Below are 21043 nucleotides of genomic sequence, written 5' to 3'. Positions count from 1 at the left end.
CAAATAATAAATTGCTGGTTATTACGAATAACGAATAACTAATGACTTTTTTCTATTGTAAACTGTTAATCTACATCAAGGATCAAAAAATCAAGCTAAAAAAGGTGTCTCCTGCTTTTGGACTTTGGACAAAAAGAAATTGGTAGAGGTTAAAATAGAAGATAAAAAAATAGACAAAGTAAAACTAACCTAAAATAATTTTAGGGGAAAAAAGATTAATTAACAGTCGTTTCTAACAGCAATTTAGCTATTTTGTTGACATTTTTGATTCTTTTTTATAACCTGATAACGTGGTCTTTTCACTTGTATTTCACCTTTTTTCCGTCCAGAAGAATAACCACGGGGTTTGGGAAAATTAGAATTGATCTCAATGGTGCTAATAATTCTATAAAAGTCTCTCTGAACAGCACTGGGGGTAATCTTACTCTCACGAAAATTAGGCAAATATTTCTCCCAAGGGCGGGGTAAGCAAACAGCTAAATTCCTTGCATTCCACAATTGAATATAAGCAATTAAAATTAGGTTCATCCAGTTTTCTTCATAACTTGTATGAGAGGTTAAATAGTCGTTCATTAATAATCTTTGTTTGCCAAATCGAAAAAAGTGTTCCAAGTCAAAACGTTGACGATAAGATTGATAAATTTCAAGCAAAGTTAATTCGTTACGGCGTTTACCAATGGCAATTAACCACATTGGTTTCCAAATAGAATTACCTTCTTGATCAGTAACAGTAATTTCCAATAATGTAAAGGGATAATCATGCAATTTATGTTCCTTTGTTCCCTTCATTAACATATTATTCCAACCCTTAATTTTGACATTTAATAATTTACCACGTTTCGTAGTAAAATTAGTTTGAATTAAATCATCAGGGGGATGCCAAGAAGTTGAATCTTTTAAATCAAATTTATCACCATACCAACGTGGATGTCCACTTTTTAACTCAGAAGAATCTTTGACAAAAGGACGAAAAAAAACACGATTACTTTTAACTCTGGTGACAACAAGTCGATCTTGATTAAGAACTTGTTTGCCAATAAAATCTTTTTGACTATAAAGACAATCTACGACAATAACTGATAGAATTATCTTAAATAATAATGAATCTGTCAAAACTTTATTAATCTGTTTATGAGCAACAGAAACATCTTTTTCATCGCTTTTTACTCGTTGAACTGATAAAGGAATTGTCCAAGAAGCATCACAATTAGATATTTTTTCAGGTAAGTAAAAAAGCCAAGAATAAGCATGACCAATATTGATGGGTTTATTGCCTTTAATACTGTTAGGTTGATGAATAAACGTTTTATCAGATACAGTAGGAGAAAACTGGCGTGAATTAGGGGTTACATCAATGCCAAATAGATGAAACTTTCGCTGATTATTTTGAGGAATACTCTCTAAAATAATCTTAGATATTTCGGCTTTATTTGTGATTTGTGATTTCTTTTTTCCCGCTTTATTAAAATCAGCAATTGCTCGATAAATACTTTGGTATTTATGTTTAAATAGAGGATTTAAACTTAATTCCACGACTGTTTTAGCATCTTGATTACTACTAAGAGCATCGAGTAAATTCATCAAGGCATCTTTTCTTAAACCAAGACTTTGATATAATCGTTGACGACCTTGAATAAATTGTTCAACTTCTTGGTAATTTTTATTTTTGATTTTCATATTATTTTGAATAATAAACTATCTATTTATTCTAATCTATAGAACAAACTTGTTGAGAAAGAAAGTTTATTATTTGACATTATGCTATTAGACAATATTCAATTTCTCTTAATATAAATATCTTATTTTAATTTTTTCGGTCTGATGTGAGCTTCATTAAATCTAATTTTTTGTCCAAAGTCCAACTGCTTGTTAACATGAGATTATTGTAAATTTATTTATTATTTATCGCAAAATTTGCTTTATGGTTTTTAAAATCGGTTTATTAGGTTTAGGTACAGTTGGCACAGGTGTAGCCAATATTTTATTAGCACCTCAAGGTAGACATCCCCTTGTCAATGACATTAAAATTCACAAAGTGGGAGTGCGATCACTTGATAAGCCTCGAAAGGTTAACTTATCTGCTGAAATGATCACAACGGATCTAGAGGCCATTGTTACGGATCCCCAAATAGATATTGTAGTAGAATTGATGGGCGGTTTAGAACCCGCTAGAAGTTTAATGCTTAAGGCGATCGAACATGGTAAACATATCGTCACCGCCAATAAAGCCGTTATCGCTAGATATGGGGATGAAATTTTTAGCGCCTCCCATCAAAAAGGGGTTTATGTGTTATTTGAGGCCGCTGTCGGTGGTGGCATTCCCGTGATCAAACCCCTAAAACAATCTTTAGGAGTCAATCGCATTCGTAATGTGATGGGCATTGTTAACGGTACAACCAATTACATTTTAACCCAGATGAGTTCTCACGGTGCGGATTTTAATGAGGTTTTAGCCCAAGCTCAACAGTTAGGTTATGCCGAGGCAGATCCCACAGCCGATGTGGATGGTTTAGATGCGGCCGATAAAATCGCCATTTTAAGCTCGATCGCCTACAATGGCCGAGTCAAACGGGAAGAAATTTATTGTGAGGGAATCCGTAATCTTAGCGCCGTTGATCTGACCTATGCCAATAATTTAGGTTTTGTGATTAAATTATTGGCCATCGCCCAAAAAATCAACCCTGATACCGATGAATTGCAAGTAAGGGTACATCCCACCCTCTTACCAAAAGAACATCCTTTAGCCAGTATTAACGGGGTTTATAACGCTGTTTTAGTGGAAGGGGATCCCCTTGGCCAAGTTATGTTTTTTGGGCCGGGTGCGGGGGAAGGAGCGACTGCGAGCGCGGTAGTTTCGGATCTAACTAATATAGCCGGAATTTTAATTAGCAGTGGAAACAGTAAAATTTTAGATCCACTTTTAAGCAGTGATCATCAACATTATTGTAATGTAATCCCCATTGAAAAATTAGAAACCCGTTTTTATGCGCGCTTTTTATGCAATGATATACCAGGAGTAATTGGACATTTAGGCACAAGTTTTGGTAAACATCATGTTAGTTTAGAATCAGTAGTTCAAATCGGAATGAGAGATCATTTAGCAGAAATTGTCGTAGTTACCCATGATGTTAATGAAGGGGATTTTCGTCAAGCTTTAGAAGAAATTAAAAACTTAGAAGCAGTTAATAGTATTCCCAGTATTTTAAGGGTTTTACACAGTGAACAGTAAGTTAAATTAACCAAAAAAATTGTAGGGGTTAACAAGTGTTAACCCCTACAATTATTGTGTTAATTAATTAACTAATTAAAGCTAAATTCTAACAAAAGAAAACTATTTAACAGTAACTTTTGCACCTGCTTCTTCAAGTTTTTTCTTGATAGTCTCAGCATCATCTTTACTAGCACCTTCTTTAACGGTTTTAGGAGTAGCATCAACCACATCTTTAGCTTCTTTTAAGCCTAAGCCAGTTACTTCACGAACTACTTTTAAAATTGCAATTTTCTTGTCTTTAGGAGCATCTTCTAAAATAACATCAAAAGCAGTTTTTTCTTCTTTTTCTTCAGCCGCCGCCGCAGGAGCCGCCGCCACAGCCACGCCCACAGGAGCGGCCGCACTTACACCAAAAGTTTCTTCGATTTGTTTAACTAACTCAGCCGCTTCTAATAAAGTAAGGGTTTTAAGTTGTTCTAAAATTGCATCAGTTGTAGCAGACATTAAACTAAGCCTCCTCAGTTAATAAAATTAAATTGATAAGTTTGTAACCTGATTTTTGGTAATTTCTAACAGAAATTAAGCCGCATCTTCTTGATTTCCTTGTTCGGAAACCGCTTTGATACTTCTGGCCAAAGAGTTGGGAACTTCTTTGACACCGATCGCAATCTTGGCCGTAATGGCATTGAGCGCACCTGCGATCTGAGCGTAAAGTTGTTCTTTGGAAGGTAGATCACCTAAAGCTTCTACTTGATCTTTAGTTAAAGCCTTACCCTCTAAAACACCACCTCTAAGTTCACTTTTTTTGCTATCTTTACGGAATGCTTTATAAGCCTTAACTGCACCGCTAATATCTTCTTTAACTAATAAAAAAGCGCTGTTATGGCTTAAAAATTCTTCCATCGGTTGCCATTGTTCATAATCTTTAATGGCAATGCCCATCAAAGTGTTCTTTGTAACCTTACAAGTCCCACCCACAGGGCGAAGTCGGTTGCGTAAATCGGTAATCTCCGCAACAGATAAACCTGCGTAATCAATCACAAAAGCGAACTGAGTTTCACTCAATAAACCTTTTAGATCGTTGATTACCTCTTGTTTGTTTTCTCGGGTTCTCCCCACTGTGAGATCACCTCCTAAAAATTAAGGTTTAATTTAGCTATTCGTCAAAAAAACTCTTAGCTTTAAAATAAATTTGAGGTTAATAATAATAACTTTTAATATTAATTAAAAGACATAACAAAACCCCTAACATCTTTGCCGGGGTTCATCTGAACTAACTAAATTTTTGACTCTTTTTTTGACTCTTTTTTAGTTGTTCAATTGATTTAATCATCTGTTATGACGTTAAAACATTCTAATCATTAGACTGTTTAAATAATCATTTTTTAAATAATCATTTTTTTAATAATCGTTTAAATAGTCTCAAAATTAATTAATGATTCTGTCATCAGGGATTAACCTCGGCAGGTAATTAAGCTTAAAGCTCCTGCTGTCTTTGGTAGTTGCCTATTTTAATTACGGTCTATAATGCTATCACAAGATCTATTTTATGTCAAGGGCTTAATTTTATTTATTAAGTTATGTAACTAATAAACTCCTTGGCTAAATAGATCAACAGATCAACCTCAGATTTTGAGCCTCAAAAGTGATCCCTAAGAACCTTGACTAGAGGCTCTTTCCTTTACTTTAACTAGTCATTTGACAACAAGTCTATTGTTAATTGTCAGTGGATCTTAACACAATTGGAAAAATTGAGTGATCAAAGTCATTGACAAAACTTCACAATATATATAAATTGTTGATTAAGTAAAAATTAATTAATAATTGTTTTTACTTAAGTAACAATTTTTTTAAAAACGTATCTACCTTTCACAAGTTGACAACCTTTCACAAGTTGACAACCTTTCACAAGTTGACAACCTTTCACAAGTTGACAATTGACAAAGGAAAAATATTTATATTTTTGCCATCTAAAAGGCTTAATTAGTTGGTGAGCAAAGTCTAACCATTAAGCTAATTAATCTATTGTCAAATGTCAACTCATACAAACGTATCTACCGATTCAACTTAATTAACATGAATAAAAAACTTCTTTCCATCCTAATTGGCTGTGTATCTGTTTCCACCTTCGCTAACTCTGCCTTAGCAGTAGAAGAAGGGACAAGTTTCATTGGCAATGTACCCTCGGCCTGTGCAATTAGTAATGCCTTTGAATCCTCTCTTATCCCTTATAACCCTACCTCAACAACATCTATAACAGGAGAGGAGCGGGTTACAAGTCTGATCATTTATGCGGATGTTAGTTTTGATTGTAATACCGCGGCAGTTACCGTTGGCGTTAGTGGCACTGTCACTGCTCCCACATTTACTGGCGGCGGGTCAGATTTTACCTTAGGAGAGGGAATTGATAATACCCTAACAATTAACAATTCTGACAGCGGTGATTTAATTCTTTCAACAAGTGGAAATAGTGGTGCGCTAAGTGGCACTGCGACACCATACACCGATAGGGACGGTGATATTGCGATGGACGTAATATCAGAATTTAACTTAGTTGACGGAGTGGCTGAAGAGTTAGGGGCAGGTGACTACACAACAGCCATCACCTTGACTGTAAGTCCTAACTAATGGATCTATGGGTAAGATAGTTAGGGGATTAATGTTCCTGATGGCTGTCGGTGGTGGGGTTATGTTGCCAGAGGTAGCCTCGGCTAGTAACTGTACTATCTATAACTCCGAGGGGACTCCCCTATCCTATTCCTCAACTTCAGCTTTAGGCGGTGCCGGAGGGATTCAAAATTTCGGCACCTATCACAGTAGAATTATTAAACTAGAGAGAACATATCGAGTTATCTTTCAATGTTTAGATAATAATTCCGTTGATTTATCCCTCCGTTTAAATTCTCTGAATGCGCCTAATTTTCCCTCCAATAGTGCGGATAATCTTGATTTAATTGGCACTGACTCCGTTGGCGTTACCCATCAAGTCACGGTGGTTAATGTGACTAATAATAATACCCCCTTAGTGACATCAATCAACGCCAATTCAAATCAATTAATAATTAATCCCCTAACCAATGGGATTAATTTGGCTCTTGATGAGAATGATCGCCTTACCCTTGAGATCACTTCCGCCTTTATCTTAACCGGAGGTGCTGAAGAATTGGCCGCAGGTGACTATAACACGGAATTTGTATTACAAGTAACTCCCGATCTCAATAGTGGAATTAGTAATTCTACTGATATTAATGGATCAGTTAGTCAACAATGCAGTGTTCAAACCCCTTCCCTGTACTATCAAAGGGGTAATATTCCCGTTGCTTATCAACCACAAACAAGGCTAATTGCAGGAGAACAAAGAGTCTATCAAATGTCAGCTAGTGACGCTGTGCTTTTTGATTGTAATAGTGGTGCTTTTCAATATTCCATTAATTTAGATCAATTAAGCGTCCCCAGCGATTTTCGTACCAATCAAAATCTTGATTTAATCACTAATTCTACCGATATAGGGATAGATCATCAAGTGCAAGTTAACTTGATTTTTCCCTCGGGAAATGTGAGTAATACTTCTGCTAATTATTCTCAAGTAACTACTGGCAATGTGGTGATCAATAGCTCCCCCAATATTGATCTCAATGGGGATATAAAAATCGAGCTTAGTTCTACCTTTGTGACTGTTCAGGGAGCAGAGGAGTTAGGGGCGGGGGAGTACACTACCCGTTTCACGATCACGGTAACAGCACAATAAAATTCCCTTAAAAAAGGGGAATTGCTAGGTTAATATCCATATCAAAACTTTAGAAAAATAATATTAATTATGTTTTTAAAAACTCGTCAACTGATTGTTTCATTATTTAGTGGAATTGCTTTATCTAGCTTTATTTTAGCCCCTCAGTTAGTCAAAGCACAGGTGCAAGTTTCTCCGATGGTCATAACCTTAGAAACGGAACAGGGTCAAGCTTCAGGAGTCATTACCCTCACTAATAGCAGTAATCAAGAAGCGAGTTTGACATTACATACAGAGCCTTTTATTTATGGGGAAAATGGCTTTCAAACGGTGGAGACTTCGGAAAATGACTTATCACCCTACTTAATGTTTTCCCCCACCGAGGTAGTGTTACAACCCGGCCAAGTACGCCGAGTGCGTCTTTTAGTGAGACTGTTACCCAGTAGCGCCCAACAGGAATACCGAGCGGCCATGTTTGCCGAACCTCCCGAAAATGTACCGGCCGAGGGCGGTTTTTCCATTCGCACAAGGGTTGCTATTGCCATTTATGTGCGTCATGGGGAGGTCAGTTTTGGATTAGAACCGCAGAATGTTAGTTATGATCAAGAGAATAAAGTGATTAATTTAAGAGTTAATAATAGTGGGACAGCTACGATCCGCCCTCAGATTAGATGGAGTTTAACTCACAATGGACAGGAAATAAGTTCGGGAGATATTCAGGAATTTACGATTATGGCGCAAAGCGATCGCCTTGTTGAGATTGAACTTCAATCGGATCAAGAACTTGCCTCTGGAGAATATGTTTTAAAGGGAGAAATTATCTCAGCAGAGCCTGATTTTAGTCAAACTATTCCTTTTAATTTTAATGTTAATATTCCTTAAGTTACAGCAAAATTGATCAAGAATTTATTTTAATTTAATGACTAAAAATGATTGATCCAAGTGTTTATTTTGCTTTAATGTTATCAGGAAATAATTTGGATAATCAGAATTTTAATCTTTATGAAAATGCCCCTATTCAAGTTAATTTTAAGGATGTTTCCATTGCCCAGAATATAGAAAATATTACTCCTGAAACTGAAGCAAAACCCGAATTAATGATAATGCCCATCGGGATTAATTTAGGCGATCGTAATGTTAATCCTAGTTCATCGGTTAAGGGTTTAGAAGATGGAGAAAAGGCCATTAATTTTGAACAATGGTTGATTCCTTTTGATGATGTAATGTCAGCTTTAGGCTATAATGTTAATACCTTAGATGATGGAGTATTAGAGTTAAAATCTTTTGCTTCTGTTATTAGAATTAATCAAGATCAATTATTAACTGATCCAGATTTAGGCTTAGTTTTTACCGTTGAACAAATCCGCACATTATTAAATGTTCCGGTGGAATTTAATCTTGATGAATATGCAGTTATTTTTACCCCATCTTGGTTAAATAATAACCTAGATCAAAAGTCTTATTTAGAGGAATCAAAACCTATTAATTTAGAAGGTTTACCTATTATTAATGCACCTCAATTTTCATTAACTGCCATTAGTCAAAATGCAGTTGTTTCCGGTTCATTTAATAGTAATATTAACTATCAAGGAGAATTGATTGCTGTAGGCAATTTATTTAATGGTAGTTGGTTTGCACAAATTGATCAAAATGAATTAGATGATTTTACCACTTGGCAATTAAAAGAATTACAATATTTAAAACAAACATCTGACTCCGATTGGGTATTAGGAAATCATAATCCATTTTGGGGGAGTAACTTTTTCGGAGTTTCTAATGTGCAAAGATTTGGTTTTTCGGCCTCTAATTCTTCCAATAGTTTAGGTGATGGTTTTAATGTCTCTCAACGTCTGCGAAGCGATCGCCTTCAACGGGATCTAATCGGCCAGGCCGAACCCGGAACATTGGCACAGTTAGTAACCAATAGCGGTAATTTGATTGTAGCTGAAGTATTAGTAGATTCATCTGGCCTTTATCGTTTTGAAAATGTGATCACAGCCGATAGATCTTCCTCCGGCTCAGGAAACGGGAATTATCGAATCTTTTTATATCCTAATGGCGACTTGACGGCCACGCCTGAAATTATAAAGATTGATTATTCTAATAGTCCGGCGCAACTTTCCCTTGGCACTTGTGCTTTAGTATTATCCGCAGGAGTTACTCAACTTTATGGGAATAATCAGTTTTTTCCTCAATTTGGTGACTTTACAGGGGGAATTTTATATCGTCTAGGGCTAACAAATACCCTAACCTTGGGGATGGGTTTGGCTTATCATGACGGGTTGAAAGTGATCGGTGATTTTGTTTGGCAACCAGACGCTTTACCTTTAAAGATGAAGGGTTTAACTTTTTTAGATCTGGAAAAATCCGAACTTAAATATAAAGGGGATCTAGCCTTTAATCCTTTTGCTGATTTTAGCTTAAATTTCAATAGTGACGAATCATCTCAACGCATTAACTCTAGTTTGAAAATTTTACCCGGAGTAAATTTAACTTCAAGTTGGAACTCCCAAGATCAGGCGATCGCATCGGGTCTGACAGTGGGGGGGAGTTTGTTTGATTTGCGTTATAGTAGCAGTATTAGTCTGGATAGTAAAAACTTGCGTTGGGATATTCGCTCTAGTTGGCAGAATTTAGAATTAACTTATCGCAACAATGATTCAAAAACTAATACCACTTTAACTTATAAATTTTCCGATGATCCCAAATCAAGTTCCAGTGGAAATACTTTAAGATTAAATTACGATACCAACGAAAAAGAGGGTAATTTTACCTCAATTACTTGGCAATATCGCTCACCTAATAATAATGATGATAATCTAGCCGGATTAAGTTTTGAATTAGGCTATGGTTTTAATGATCAAAGTAGTGGTTTTTTTGCTTCTGCTTCTACCAGTTTCCTCTCAGGATTAAATTTAACCGCCAGTTATCAAGGTATTTCCAGTAATTCTAATGATTCTAGTTTTACTCTTTTATTCTCCACAGATGTATTTGTACAACCTAGCTTAAGTTTTGGCAGTAGTAGATCGGAAAATTTGCGTACTGAAGGAGGCTTATTTTTGCAATCTTTTTATGATCAAAATAATAATAACACTTTAGATGCAGGAGAAAAAATTTACGAAGAATCAAATTTATTATTTTTAATTAATAATAAAGCAGTTAATACGTTTGGAAATACTAATTTAACCAGTTCTAATAAAGGGTTATTTTTACGTTTAGCACCCGGTTATTATCGTTTAGATATAGATACCGGAGGTGCGCCCCTTGGTTGGCAAACTTCACAATTATCTTCAGTCGTGGAAGTCAATCCGGGGGGTTTTACCTCAATTTTAGTTCCCCTCAGCCCTTCTTATAGTGCGGCCGGTCAAGTTTTTGATCAACAAGGAAATCCATTAGGGGGAGTCAAAGTTGAACTAATTCCTGTTAATGAAGGAGGCAAAAGAGCTTTATCTGTTACTAATAGGATGGGTATTTATTATTTAGAAGGTTTGCAACTTGGACAATTTAATTTATTAGTTGATGGTCAATCTCCCCAACCTAATTTAATTGAAATTAAACCCGATCAAAATTCTGAAGATGTAATCGAATTAAATTTAATAATTGATAATTGACAAGTCTCTATTGTACATTGTCAATTGTTGAAATTTATAAATTGAATTTAATTAATGTATAATTAAATCTAAGGTTGGCCATGGCAAACTGACAATTATTTTAAATTTTTTCTAACTGCTGTATAATAATCTATTAATATTTAAAAAGTATCATCATGATTACTCAAGACATAGAAAACCTTATTAATTCTGAACTAAATACTAAAGTTCAAGATACTATCTTTAGTGTTAATAATATCAGTTGGTCGCAATATGAAACATTATTAAATCAATTAAATAATAGTTCCGCTTTTAGAATTAAATATTTAGATGGAGTTTTAACCATAATGTCACCCAGTCGTAACCATGAAATGATCAAAAAAAGAATTGCTAATTTATTAGAAATTTATTTTATTGAACATGATATTAATTATTATCCTACAGGTTCAACCACTTTTCGGAAACAAGAAAAACGAGGCGGTTTAGAACCCGATGAAAGTTATTGTCTTGATACTTTAAAAGATTACCCTGATCTGGCGATCGAGATTATATTTACCAGTGGCAATATTGATTCTTTAAAAATTTATCAAAGATTAGGGGTTAAAGAAGTTTGGTTTTGGGAAAATGAACAGTTATCTATATATTATTTAGCCCAAGAAAATCAACAAGAATTTAATCAAACATTTGGTTATCAATTAATTAAATCTAGTCAATTATTACCGCAATTAAATATAGAAATTTTCACAGAATATGTGAAACATTCCCATCCTTTAACTGCCATTAAACAATTTCGTCAATCTTTAAAATTGTAAGATTTAGTTGTGTAATTCTCAAGTATAATTAAATTATTATAAATTTTAAATTAGTTTGAGGTTTAAGAAAATTGCGTTTATTAAAAAAACTTTTATTAGGAGATGAAACTCCCGTAAAAAAACAAAATATTAACCAAAATAAAACAGATAAACAAGAAAAATACGCCGCCCCCCGTGCGAAAAAAGGTATTACGATCAAAACACCTCAAGAAATTGAAATAATGAGGGTTTCAGGTAAAATTGTGGCTACGGTTTTAAAGGAGGTGGCTGATTTTATTGAACCCGGCATGACTACGGCCGATGTGGATGCTTATGTGGAAAAACGGATTTTAGAAATGGGTGCAAAGCCTAGTTTTAAAGGTTATCACGGTTTTCCGGCTTCCATCTGCATTTGCGTTAATAATGAGGTGGTGCATGGTATCCCCCACCGTAAAAAGGTGATCAGGGCGGGTGATATTGTGAAAGTGGATACGGGGGCTTATCAAAACGGTTTTCACGGTGATTCTTGTATTACCCTTGGGGTGGGTCTAATTGCTCAGAAAGCTCAGAATTTAATCAGGGTGGCTGAAGAAGCTTTATATAAGGGCATTGAACAGGTTAAACCCGGAAATTATTTAACGGATATTGCAGGGGCGATCGAGGATTATGTTAAGCCGTACAAATATACTATAGTAGAAAATTATACGGGTCATGGTGTGGGGAGAAATTTACATGAAGAACCTCCAGTTTTTAATTATCGAACTAAAGAAATACCTAATATAAAGTTAAAACAGGGCATGACTTTAGCGATTGAACCTATCATTAATATGGGGTCAAAACATACGAAAGTTCTGCGTGATCGCTGGACGGTAGTAACAATGGATAAATCTTTATCCGCACAGTTTGAACATACGGTATTAGTAACAAAAACTGGCTATGAAATATTAACGGATCGCCATCAAATTTAAGTAATAAGTTATATTCAACAATTGACAAGATTAATTAATTATCAATTATCAACTGATAAAATATGGATTTTGTAGGGGGTAACGGGCTTTTACCCCAGGGTGTTTTCAAAGTCAATTTTTATGATCTTTGTAATCTTTTTATGTTAGGCTTTTTCGCTTATTTTTAAGATTAATAAATCAAAAATTATTAAAAAAGTGATAATTTCTAATATAAATTAAGTTCAATTCATTGAACGATTTATATTAGCCTTGAAATTCATTTCAAGGCGGTATCAATACTTTAAGAGATCACTGGGAGTAATTCACTCGCAATGAAATCAATTTCATTGCTAAGAGTGATCGTTCAATAAATTGAACTCAGAATTGCATTTTTACCTTGACTTTGAAAATACCCCCAGTTTATAGAATGCTCTAATCAATCATTTCTAAAGATAATTGTTGATTCATATTGATTAATTCATCTCGATGAGCAGTCACCGTTATAATAGTAGAAAGTTCTGGATTATTACTATTAGTTTCAAACTTTAATTTTACTGTTTCAATTTTACCCGCTTTTGACCAATAAAAAACTCCCGCTAAAGGTGATAAAATAGCTAATAAATAGGGAAAATAATTAAGATTAGGATAAACATAGGTAATAACTAAACCTAAACAAAATAAACCTAAAAATGATAAAAAACTTAAGAAAATAGCCATAAATAAACTTGGTTTAATTTGACCTTCAAATATTACTTGATTTTCTTGAGCATCTAAAGCTTTAACTCGATAGGCTCTACTATCAAAATATTCCTGTAATTTTGGTAATAAGGCAGATTCAGGTAAATTAATTTGATATTTTACCTGTTGTGTGCGATCTTTAACCGATGCTTTAATAAAGAAAAATAAACCGATCATCATTAAGATGCTTAAAATTAAAGGGGAAGAAATTGCACTAGATTGATTCATAATTTTGTTTTTTTTGAGTTACAATTAATTAATCTGATCAGCTATTGATCATTTAAAATATTTTAATAATCAAAATTGCTAGTTAATAAACTTAAGACTTTTTGATCCCCCTAAATCCCCCTTAAAAAGGGGGACTTTTGAACCATTTTTGCACCCCTAAATTCATCTAAAAAAGGGGAACTTTTGAACAGTTTTTGCACCCCTAAATTCATCTAAAAAAGGGGAACTTTTGAGCCGTTTTCCCCCCTTATTAAGCAGGGCTAGGGGGGATCAAAACCTAGAATATTTATAACTAGCAACTTAAGTTAATAGCTTAATTATATATTTTTAATGATAATCAAACCTTAAAATGTTTTGAGTTTTTACTAGATTTAGCATCAGAAATATCAATTTTAAGAGAAGATTTTTTAATAACAATGTTTGATGATTCTCATTTTATTTTAACGGCTACTGGTTTGCTTAAAGAAACAAGTTTAGTGGTTTAATGCTCCCAAAATAACAAAATTATCCAATTAATTTAAGAAAAAATTTTATTTTGTTCACATTTCATTTTAAGATTACTATAGTTTAAATTTTATTGATTAATTTTATTTTTAACAATTATGCTAAAAGCAGGTATCGTGGGCTTACCCAATGTCGGAAAATCAACTTTATTTAATGCCCTTGTGGAAAATGCCAAAGCCGATGCGGCCAATTTTCCTTTCTGCACGATCGAGCCTAATGTGGGCGTGGTAGCCGTGCCGGATGAGCGTTTGAATGTTTTATCGAAAATTTCCGGCTCTAAACAAATTGTACCCACTCAGATCGAATTTGTGGACATTGCAGGTTTAATTAAGGGCGCTTCTCAGGGTGAGGGCTTAGGCAATAAATTTTTATCCCATATTCGTCAAGTTGATGCGATCGTGCAGGTGGTAAGATGTTTTGAAAATGACGATATTATCCATGTTTCCGGCTCAGTTGATCCCGCGCGTGATATTGAGGTAATTAACTTAGAGTTGGCTTTAGCGGATCTAGCTCAAGTGGAAAAACGCATAGAAAGAGTTAGAAAACAAGCTAAAAATAATAAAGAAGCGGCCGAAGAATTGGTAGTTTTAGAGAAAATAAGTCTAGCTTTAAACGAAAATAAATTAATTAGACAGTTAGATTTAACAGAGGATGAATTAAAATTAATTGCTAATTTAGAATTATTAACCCAAAAACCCGTTATTTATGCCACTAACGTCTCAGAAGAAGATTTAGCAACGGGTAATCAATGGGTAGAAACCGTTAGAACAATTGCCGAAGCCGAAAATTCTCAAGTTGTGGTAGTTTCCGCTCAAGTAGAATCAGAGTTAATCGAGCTTTCAGAGGAAGAAAGAAAAGACTTTTTAGAATCGTTAGGAGTGGAAGAAGGAGGCTTAAAATCCTTGATTAAAGCCACTTATAAGCTTTTAGGTTTGCGTACCTATTTAACCACAGGGGAACAGGAAACCCGTGCCTGGACAATTCATGAGGGGATGAAAGCACCCCAAGCGGCCGGCGTAATTCATACGGATTTTGAGCGTGGCTTTATCAGAGCGGAAACAGTGGCTTATGAGGATTTAGTAACTTGTGGTAGTATGACTGCGGCCAAAGAAAAAGGTTTAGTCAGAAGTGAAGGTAAAGAATATATAGTACAAGAGGGCGATGTGATGTTATTTAGATTTAATGTGTAAATAAATTAGTCATTGGTCATTAGTCATTAGTCATTAACAAGTAGGTAACTATAATAAAATGAATAAATTACAATTAAATTGTAATTTGTGATGAAACTTTGATTTTTCTGGTTAGATTTTTTTCTGAAAAAATAATTGAAAATTTTTGTTAAAAATGTTGTATGATCTGCTACAATTTTTCATTGAGAGGTCTGACAGGTTTGCCAAGACATTGGAACGCCACAATCAGATTACCTTCAAAGATTAACAACAACAACAATTAAAGATTTTTTCCCCAGCGACTGCGATCGCTGGTTTTTATTTAATAGTTATTCCTTACTGATTTTATCAAAGATCTATTTAAGTTTGATTAAATTTTAGAAAAATTAATTTTAGAAAAAAACTACCCTGCTCCCAAAACGGGCTAACAGGGCAGTTAGATTAAACTTTAAATATCATTAATAATTAAAGCTTGATCCCCTAAAATTTGATTTTCTTGGGTTAATTTTTCCCGTGAAGACATGACACAAATAGCGTAATTATTTTGCGCATTTTCTAACACTTCTAAGAACGATTCTTTAACATTTTTGACTGTACCTGTAAGCATTTTAGCGTAATATTCCTCCCTTAAAACAGTGGTTTTTCCTGTTAAATAGCGATCTAAGGCTAAATTGGTAGCTTTAGCAGGGCGTAAAACGGGTGATTCTTTCTGAGTAGTGGTAATAATTGCCCTCTCAATATCCTCTTGTAACCAGTTTACATTTTTGACATAATTACTCACATTATTAAAAACTTCTAATGTGCGGCTAATGTGAGGGTCACGGTAAGAATAGAAAGTTAAAGTTTGACCTAAGCCATCATAACGACAACCTCCGCCGTAAGCATTGCCCTTAAAGCGAATTTCATCAAACATATAACCTAAACCGATTAAATGGGCGGCTAGGCTTAAATAGGGGGCGTTAGGGTGGCTATAATGGGGGGCAGGATAGCTTTTCACACAATAGGCCACCTGTACCGCTCCGGCCAATCCTTCCCGTAAATTAAAGTTAGGATTAAAGTCTAATTGTAAAGGATTTGACTCTTTAACTTCTCTTTTCTTAGACCAATTATTAAGAGTATTAATTACTTTATTGTAACTATCATCTGAACCTGTAAAGCTAATGGTTAAGGGTTGATTGATGATAAAATCTCTTAATTGATTGATATTACTGGTTAATTGATCCACATAATCGCTAAAATTATGGGATAATTTCTGAGTTAAAGCTAATTGGGGTAAACCGTGTAATATTTCCGCCAGATGGCCTTGGGGTGTTAAAGCCGACTCAGCCTTGAGCCATGCGGTATTCATGCCGTTATAAATTAAGTCGGAATGTAAATGGGCATGGGTTTGGATCATCACATCTTTCAGGCGATCGCTGTCGGATGGATCAAGGGCAAAAAGTAAGTCTTCTAAGACTTTTAAGGCTTGATCCAGTTGATGATCTAGGGTTTTTAAACTAATTTGTAAATTGGTGATGGTTTGCTGAGGATTGTGAGCCGAGGTGCTGAATTTAGTTTCAAGGTGCAGGCCGCCCGTATTTCCGGCGATGCGATGGGCTATTTCTTCATAATTCATTCCGGCCGCGCCTAATTTTTCCATTCCTTCCATATAGGCAGGTAAATATTCCCATAAATGGAAGGGTAAATTTTGAATATTAAAGTTAAATATTAAATAATTAACCCCATTACTAAAAATTTGATTCTTAAGAATAGTAGTATTATTATTTAATTCCTCTATTTCAGTCTTAATAGATTCTGGTTTTTGGGGTAAATCTACAAGTTTTAACTGAGGTAATAAGGCTACTGCTTCGGGAGAATTAACCTTTCCTGCTTCTTCCTCTAGTTGGATCGCCGTTTGAGCAATTTTGATTACTTCTTCATCAGTTAATTGGGAACAAATGCCCTTAATTTTATCATTTAAAGCCTTTTCTGTACGGTTATTCCAATCATAATCAGGCTTTAAAATTAAGGTTAAACGGTGATTATTGTTGAGTAATTTTTCCTCAATTAACTGATTAAATAACAGGGGATTTTTTTGATATTCTTGATAGCAATTTTTCAGGCGATCGCTCATGGTTAAATAAGCTAAAGGATCACCATTATAGATCCAAGTTTGTAACGATCTCATCATCAAATGTAAAGGATACATTGAGGCTATTTCTTGATAATAATAGGTTACTTGGGCAAAGGCGGCTTCAACTAAATTAGGATCAATTTTAGTCTTAGCTAAATCGCCTAAAGTTGTTAAAACTAAATTAGAAAATTCCTCAACTTTTTGAGCCTCACTTCCTTTAATTCCCACCTCAAAAGTTGATTCCCAACCTACTTCATTAACCCCAGATTGATCTAAAATATCTTGACCTAATTGGGAGTCAATTAAGGCTTTTTTCAAGGGTGCGGCCTCATTGCCTAATAAAATTTTACTTAAAACAACCAGACTAATATATTCATCCGCATCGGTGCTATCACCTACTAACCAATTCATCACTAAAAAGGTTTTTTCACTGTTAGAATCATTCCCCCCAATAGGATAGGTTTCCTCTTTAATTTGGGGCTGATTCCAACGGGGTTGACGTACTAAATTAATCTTAACTTCTTGTTTTTGAAAACGAGTTAATTTAGGTGCTAAAAACTTTAAATATTCTTCAGTTTCAATATTACCATAAAAGACAAAATAAGCATTACTTGGATGGTAATAAGTTTGATGAAAATTCTTAAATTGTTGATAGGTTAAATCGGGTATGAATTGAGGATCACCGCCCGATTCTTTACCATAAATAGTATCAGGTAATAATGATTGGGTAGCGGTACGACTTAAGACGGCTTCAGGATCGGAAAAAGCGCCTTTCATCTCATTATAAACAATACCCGTTACTTTTAAACCTTTAGCCGGATTTTCTGGCTCAATTGGCGCTAAATGATGCCCCTCTCTTTTGAAAGTATTTTCTTCTAATAAAGGATGAAAAACCGCATCAAAATAGACTTCAGCGAGGTTAAATAAATCTTGTTTAACCTTACTACAAACGGGATAATAAGTACAATCTGAGCCTGTCATTGCATTAATAAAACTAGCAGGACTCATTTTTAACATTTCAAAAAAGGGGTCTCTAACGGGGTATTTTTCTGAGCCACTTAACACACAATGCTCTAAAATGTGGGGAATACCCGTGTCATCGGGGGGATGAGTGGGAAAACTTACGGAAAAGAGATTTTCCACGTCATCGTTATGGAGGTGTAAAATTTTCGCTCCCGTTGGGGTATGCTCAAGCTGATAAGCATTAACTTGTAAGCCTTTCAGGGGGGTGACGGCTTTAACTTCAAAGTCGTTTAAGATTTTTTGCCCTATTGTGAGGATGTTTGTTGTCGCTATGACCATAAATTTTATTAATTCTAAATTATGAATAATTATTAATCTTATTGTAAAGAAATTTGCTCAAATTGCACACCGTAATATCAACACTTGTCATTTTAATTCATCATGTATAATCAAATTTTTCTAAGATTAAATAATCTAAAAAAAAGATTTTAAGGTATTTAAACTAATATATTGATCGGCAATTTTTTCCCCTCCTAAAACAGTTAAAGGTTGCTTTTCTTCTCCTAAATGATTTAAGACTGTAAAAGCTTTCTTAAAGTCTTGATTTTTGGTATAATTATTAACAGTAATAACGGTTTTAATTCCCGCTTGAGTTGAGGCAATTAAACCTTGATGGGAGTCTTCAAATACTAGACATTCTTGGGGGGATAAATTCATTTTTTCTAACACATATAAATAAATATCGGGGGCTGGTTTTTTCTTGGCTACAATGTCTCCGGCCGCTATCACTTCAAACCATGAAATAGCATCGGGATCAATCGAATTTTTTAACAGGGCGATCGCATTGGGATAGGCTGCCGTAGTGGCGATCGCTAATCTAATTTTGTGACTTCTAGCCTGATCAATTAATCTTTTAATTCCGGGGCGTAAAGTCATGGGTTGATCGGTTAAAAGTTGGGTATAAAATTTAGTTTTTGTTTGATGAAGATAGACAATAAATTGATCTAAAGTTTGATAATTTTCCGGTTGAATAAAATTAGGTTGATAATGGTTAAGATAATATTTAATTCTTTCTTTTCCTCCAGCAATTTCTAATAATTCACCGTATAAATTAACATCCCAAAACCAACTTAAACCTGCCTGAGAAAAAGCCTGATTAAAAGCAATTCTATGGCCGTCTCTTTCGGTTTCTGCTAATGTACCATCTACATCAAAAATTAAAGCTTTTAACATATTATTAGTTATTTGTTATTTGTTATTAGAAAACGCTCAAACCCTAAAGGGTTAGGCTAGATCAACAAAGTCTGCCTTCGCCGACAGGGTGTTTTCAAAGTCGGGGTAAAATTACATTTGTTTAGTTAACTTTAGTTAACGTTCGCTGTTAGCTTTGAAATTTATTTCAAAGTGGGTTAAATGCTAAAAGCCTTAACTCGCATTGAACTTAAGTTCAATGCTAACAAAAATCGTTCAATAAATTGAACTAATTTTTGTTAGAAATTATCTCTTTTTTAAAAATTTTTGATTTATTAAGATCAAAAACAAGCTAAAAACTTGATCAGAAAAAGATTACAGAGATCATAAAATTTGACTTTAAAAAGATCCTGCTTCGCAGACAGGCTTTGTTTTTGTAGCATAAGGCTTTAACCTTAATGAAATCATTTAATGATTAATTAAACATTCTAAACTAAATTGTAAATCTTTTGTCAAATTTTCCACTGCTTGACGGCGACTTTTTTGATAATCTTCCCATCTTTGGGAAACTGACAAAGGCTCACCAATCGTCATTTTTACCTGTTTTTTCCCTAAATTTAATTGATCATTTTTAGTTATTCCTTTAATTAAATCAATTAAACGAGCAACTAATAAAACCGTTTCTGCAAAGCGATCGAAACTAGGATTTTCCCTGATATATTTACCCGTTACTGCTGAGAATTTTTCCACAATTCTCATGTGTTGCATATATAAACTAGCTTCTGATGCTAACCAATTTCCTAAACCCGTTTCAACGGGAGATAAATTATCATAATCCTCTCGATAAATCCGATTCCATCCTGCCTGTTCTAAACGTCTGCATCTATCAATTAATGAGCCTTTAGACTGTACTTTAAAATGTTTTTCTGATACCAGTAAAGCCAATTCTAATAAAGCATTCATCCTGAAAGAAATTTTCTCATTTGGATCAGTAATTGCCCCTATTTCTGGTAAAGCTTGATTATAAAATTCTGTATAAAATTTCTCCATTAAAGTTAATAACCTTTCACCAATTCTTAATAATTTAAAATATAAATCTTGATGTTTAACTAATTGATCAGGTAAATTATTAATATTTAAACCTTGAATTTCTTGATCTTTAATACCTAAATCCTGTTCTAATTGGCTTAAAATTAAAGCTAAATTTTCCCATGATTCTTCTACATATTGATATTGTATTCCCACCGGAACAATTAACACTTGTTCAGAGCGATTTTCTTTGTTTAAATCTTCCACTGCCCAGAAACAAATTTGAGCTAATCCCGGCTCAAGAGGGCTAATAATTTGACTATGGCCATTTGTACCTCCTTCGGGTGAAGCGGCTAAAGGAAATTGACCATTAATCATTAAATTACGGGCAGATTTTAAGCCTTCTCGATCTAATTTTCCCCTTTGAATTGAGGTAGCTCCTAACTTTGGAAATAGCCATTGTGTCAAACTTCCTGCCCAAATTGGAATCCCTCGATCATAGATACAGTGAGCATGGGGCGTATTTTTAAGATTTATTTTTTGTTGTTTAATTTCTTTAGGTAAAAGATGCCAAATTAGATAAAATAAACATAAAGGATCGCTAGTCGAAGGATGACGAAATGCTAACAAAAAACGAGTTTTTCCTGTATTAAATTCTTGATAAAGTTGGGCTAATTTTGCAATATTTTCCGTTTCAATTTTACTAATAGCTTCATTTTGTTTTATATACCAAGGTAAAATTAATTTAGAGGCATTAAAAACCGTTGGATTAAAAGCGGGAGGAATAAATTTTAAGGCAGGTTGGATCTGTTCGATTAATGTTACCATTGTTTGATAAATTT

At 34.3% G+C, this 21043-nt stretch carries 15 protein-coding genes and 1 other annotated feature; of the genes, 8 read left to right on the top strand and 7 right to left on the bottom strand.

Annotated elements, in window-relative coordinates; genetic code table 11:
• Nucleotides 1–243: 243 nt before the first annotated feature.
• Complete coding sequence (locus Anndu_RS04935; protein WP_464103304.1) at nt 244–1677, bottom strand: NF041680 family putative transposase; 1434 nt, start codon at nt 1675–1677, stop codon at nt 244–246.
• Between the two features lie 244 nt (nt 1678–1921).
• Here Anndu_RS04935 and Anndu_RS04930 point away from each other — a divergent pair, with 244 nt between their 5' ends.
• Nucleotides 1922–3229 (top strand): homoserine dehydrogenase, encoded by a 1308-nt coding sequence (locus Anndu_RS04930; RefSeq protein ID WP_464103303.1) that lies wholly within the window; start codon nt 1922–1924, stop codon nt 3227–3229.
• A 102-nt stretch (nt 3230–3331) separates the two neighbouring features.
• On the opposite strand, the gene rplL is transcribed toward Anndu_RS04930, so the two are convergent.
• Complete coding sequence (rplL, locus tag Anndu_RS04925) at nt 3332–3715, bottom strand: 50S ribosomal protein L7/L12 (protein WP_464103302.1); 384 nt, start codon at nt 3713–3715, stop codon at nt 3332–3334.
• Nucleotides 3716–3790: 75 nt separating this feature from the next.
• Entirely contained in the window at nt 3791–4330 is a 540-nt protein-coding gene (gene rplJ / locus Anndu_RS04920; protein WP_464103301.1) for a 50S ribosomal protein L10, read from the bottom strand.
• Nucleotides 4331–4615: 285 nt separating this feature from the next.
• Nucleotides 4616–4728: a sequence feature (ribosomal protein L10 leader region), on the bottom strand.
• Between the two features lie 559 nt (nt 4729–5287).
• Here rplJ and Anndu_RS04915 point away from each other — a divergent pair.
• The 6 genes from Anndu_RS04915 (at nt 5288) to map (ending at nt 12287) form a co-directional block, all read left to right on the top strand.
• On the top strand, nt 5288–5839 hold the full coding sequence (locus tag Anndu_RS04915) for a hypothetical protein (protein ID WP_464103300.1): 552 nt from the start codon (nt 5288–5290) through the stop codon (nt 5837–5839).
• A 7-nt stretch (nt 5840–5846) separates the two neighbouring features.
• The gene (locus Anndu_RS04910; RefSeq protein WP_464103299.1) at nt 5847–6959 is read left to right on the top strand and encodes a hypothetical protein; all 1113 of its coding nucleotides are present in this window, start codon (nt 5847–5849) and stop codon (nt 6957–6959) included.
• A 69-nt stretch (nt 6960–7028) separates the two neighbouring features.
• Entirely contained in the window at nt 7029–7820 is a 792-nt protein-coding gene (locus Anndu_RS04905; protein ID WP_464103298.1) for a fimbrial biogenesis chaperone, read from the top strand.
• 47 nt (nt 7821–7867) lie between these two features.
• The gene (locus Anndu_RS04900; protein ID WP_464103297.1) at nt 7868–10549 is read left to right on the top strand and encodes a carboxypeptidase-like regulatory domain-containing protein; all 2682 of its coding nucleotides are present in this window, start codon (nt 7868–7870) and stop codon (nt 10547–10549) included.
• Nucleotides 10550–10701: 152 nt separating this feature from the next.
• A complete protein-coding gene (locus tag Anndu_RS04895; protein WP_464104036.1) occupies nt 10702–11340 on the top strand; it encodes a Uma2 family endonuclease in 639 nt (212 codons plus the stop codon).
• 128 nt (nt 11341–11468) lie between these two features.
• The gene (map, locus tag Anndu_RS04890; protein ID WP_464104035.1) at nt 11469–12287 is read left to right on the top strand and encodes a type I methionyl aminopeptidase; all 819 of its coding nucleotides are present in this window, start codon (nt 11469–11471) and stop codon (nt 12285–12287) included.
• Nucleotides 12288–12698: 411 nt separating this feature from the next.
• Here the strand turns inward: map and Anndu_RS04885 are convergent, their stop codons facing one another.
• Entirely contained in the window at nt 12699–13232 is a 534-nt protein-coding gene (locus tag Anndu_RS04885; RefSeq protein WP_464103296.1) for a cofactor assembly of complex C subunit B, read from the bottom strand.
• Nucleotides 13233–13834: 602 nt separating this feature from the next.
• Here Anndu_RS04885 and ychF point away from each other — a divergent pair.
• The gene (gene ychF / locus Anndu_RS04880; protein WP_464103295.1) at nt 13835–14926 is read left to right on the top strand and encodes a redox-regulated ATPase YchF; all 1092 of its coding nucleotides are present in this window, start codon (nt 13835–13837) and stop codon (nt 14924–14926) included.
• Between the two features lie 427 nt (nt 14927–15353).
• On the opposite strand, the gene Anndu_RS04875 is transcribed toward ychF, so the two are convergent.
• From Anndu_RS04875 to Anndu_RS04865, 3 genes are all read right to left on the bottom strand, one after another.
• Nucleotides 15354–18320, bottom strand: coding sequence for an insulinase family protein (locus tag Anndu_RS04875; protein WP_464103294.1), 2967 nt, complete (start codon nt 18318–18320; stop codon nt 15354–15356).
• 135 nt (nt 18321–18455) lie between these two features.
• Nucleotides 18456–19214, bottom strand: a complete 759-nt coding sequence (locus Anndu_RS04870) for an HAD family hydrolase (RefSeq protein WP_464103293.1) — start codon at nt 19212–19214, stop codon at nt 18456–18458.
• 426 nt (nt 19215–19640) lie between these two features.
• The gene (locus tag Anndu_RS04865) at nt 19641–21029 is read right to left on the bottom strand and encodes a lysophospholipid acyltransferase family protein (protein WP_464103292.1); all 1389 of its coding nucleotides are present in this window, start codon (nt 21027–21029) and stop codon (nt 19641–19643) included.
• Nucleotides 21030–21043 lie beyond the last annotated feature (14 nt).

The organism is Annamia dubia NIES-4383 (assembly GCF_055394725.1).
This window is presented reverse-complemented; position numbering and strand designations above follow the sequence as displayed.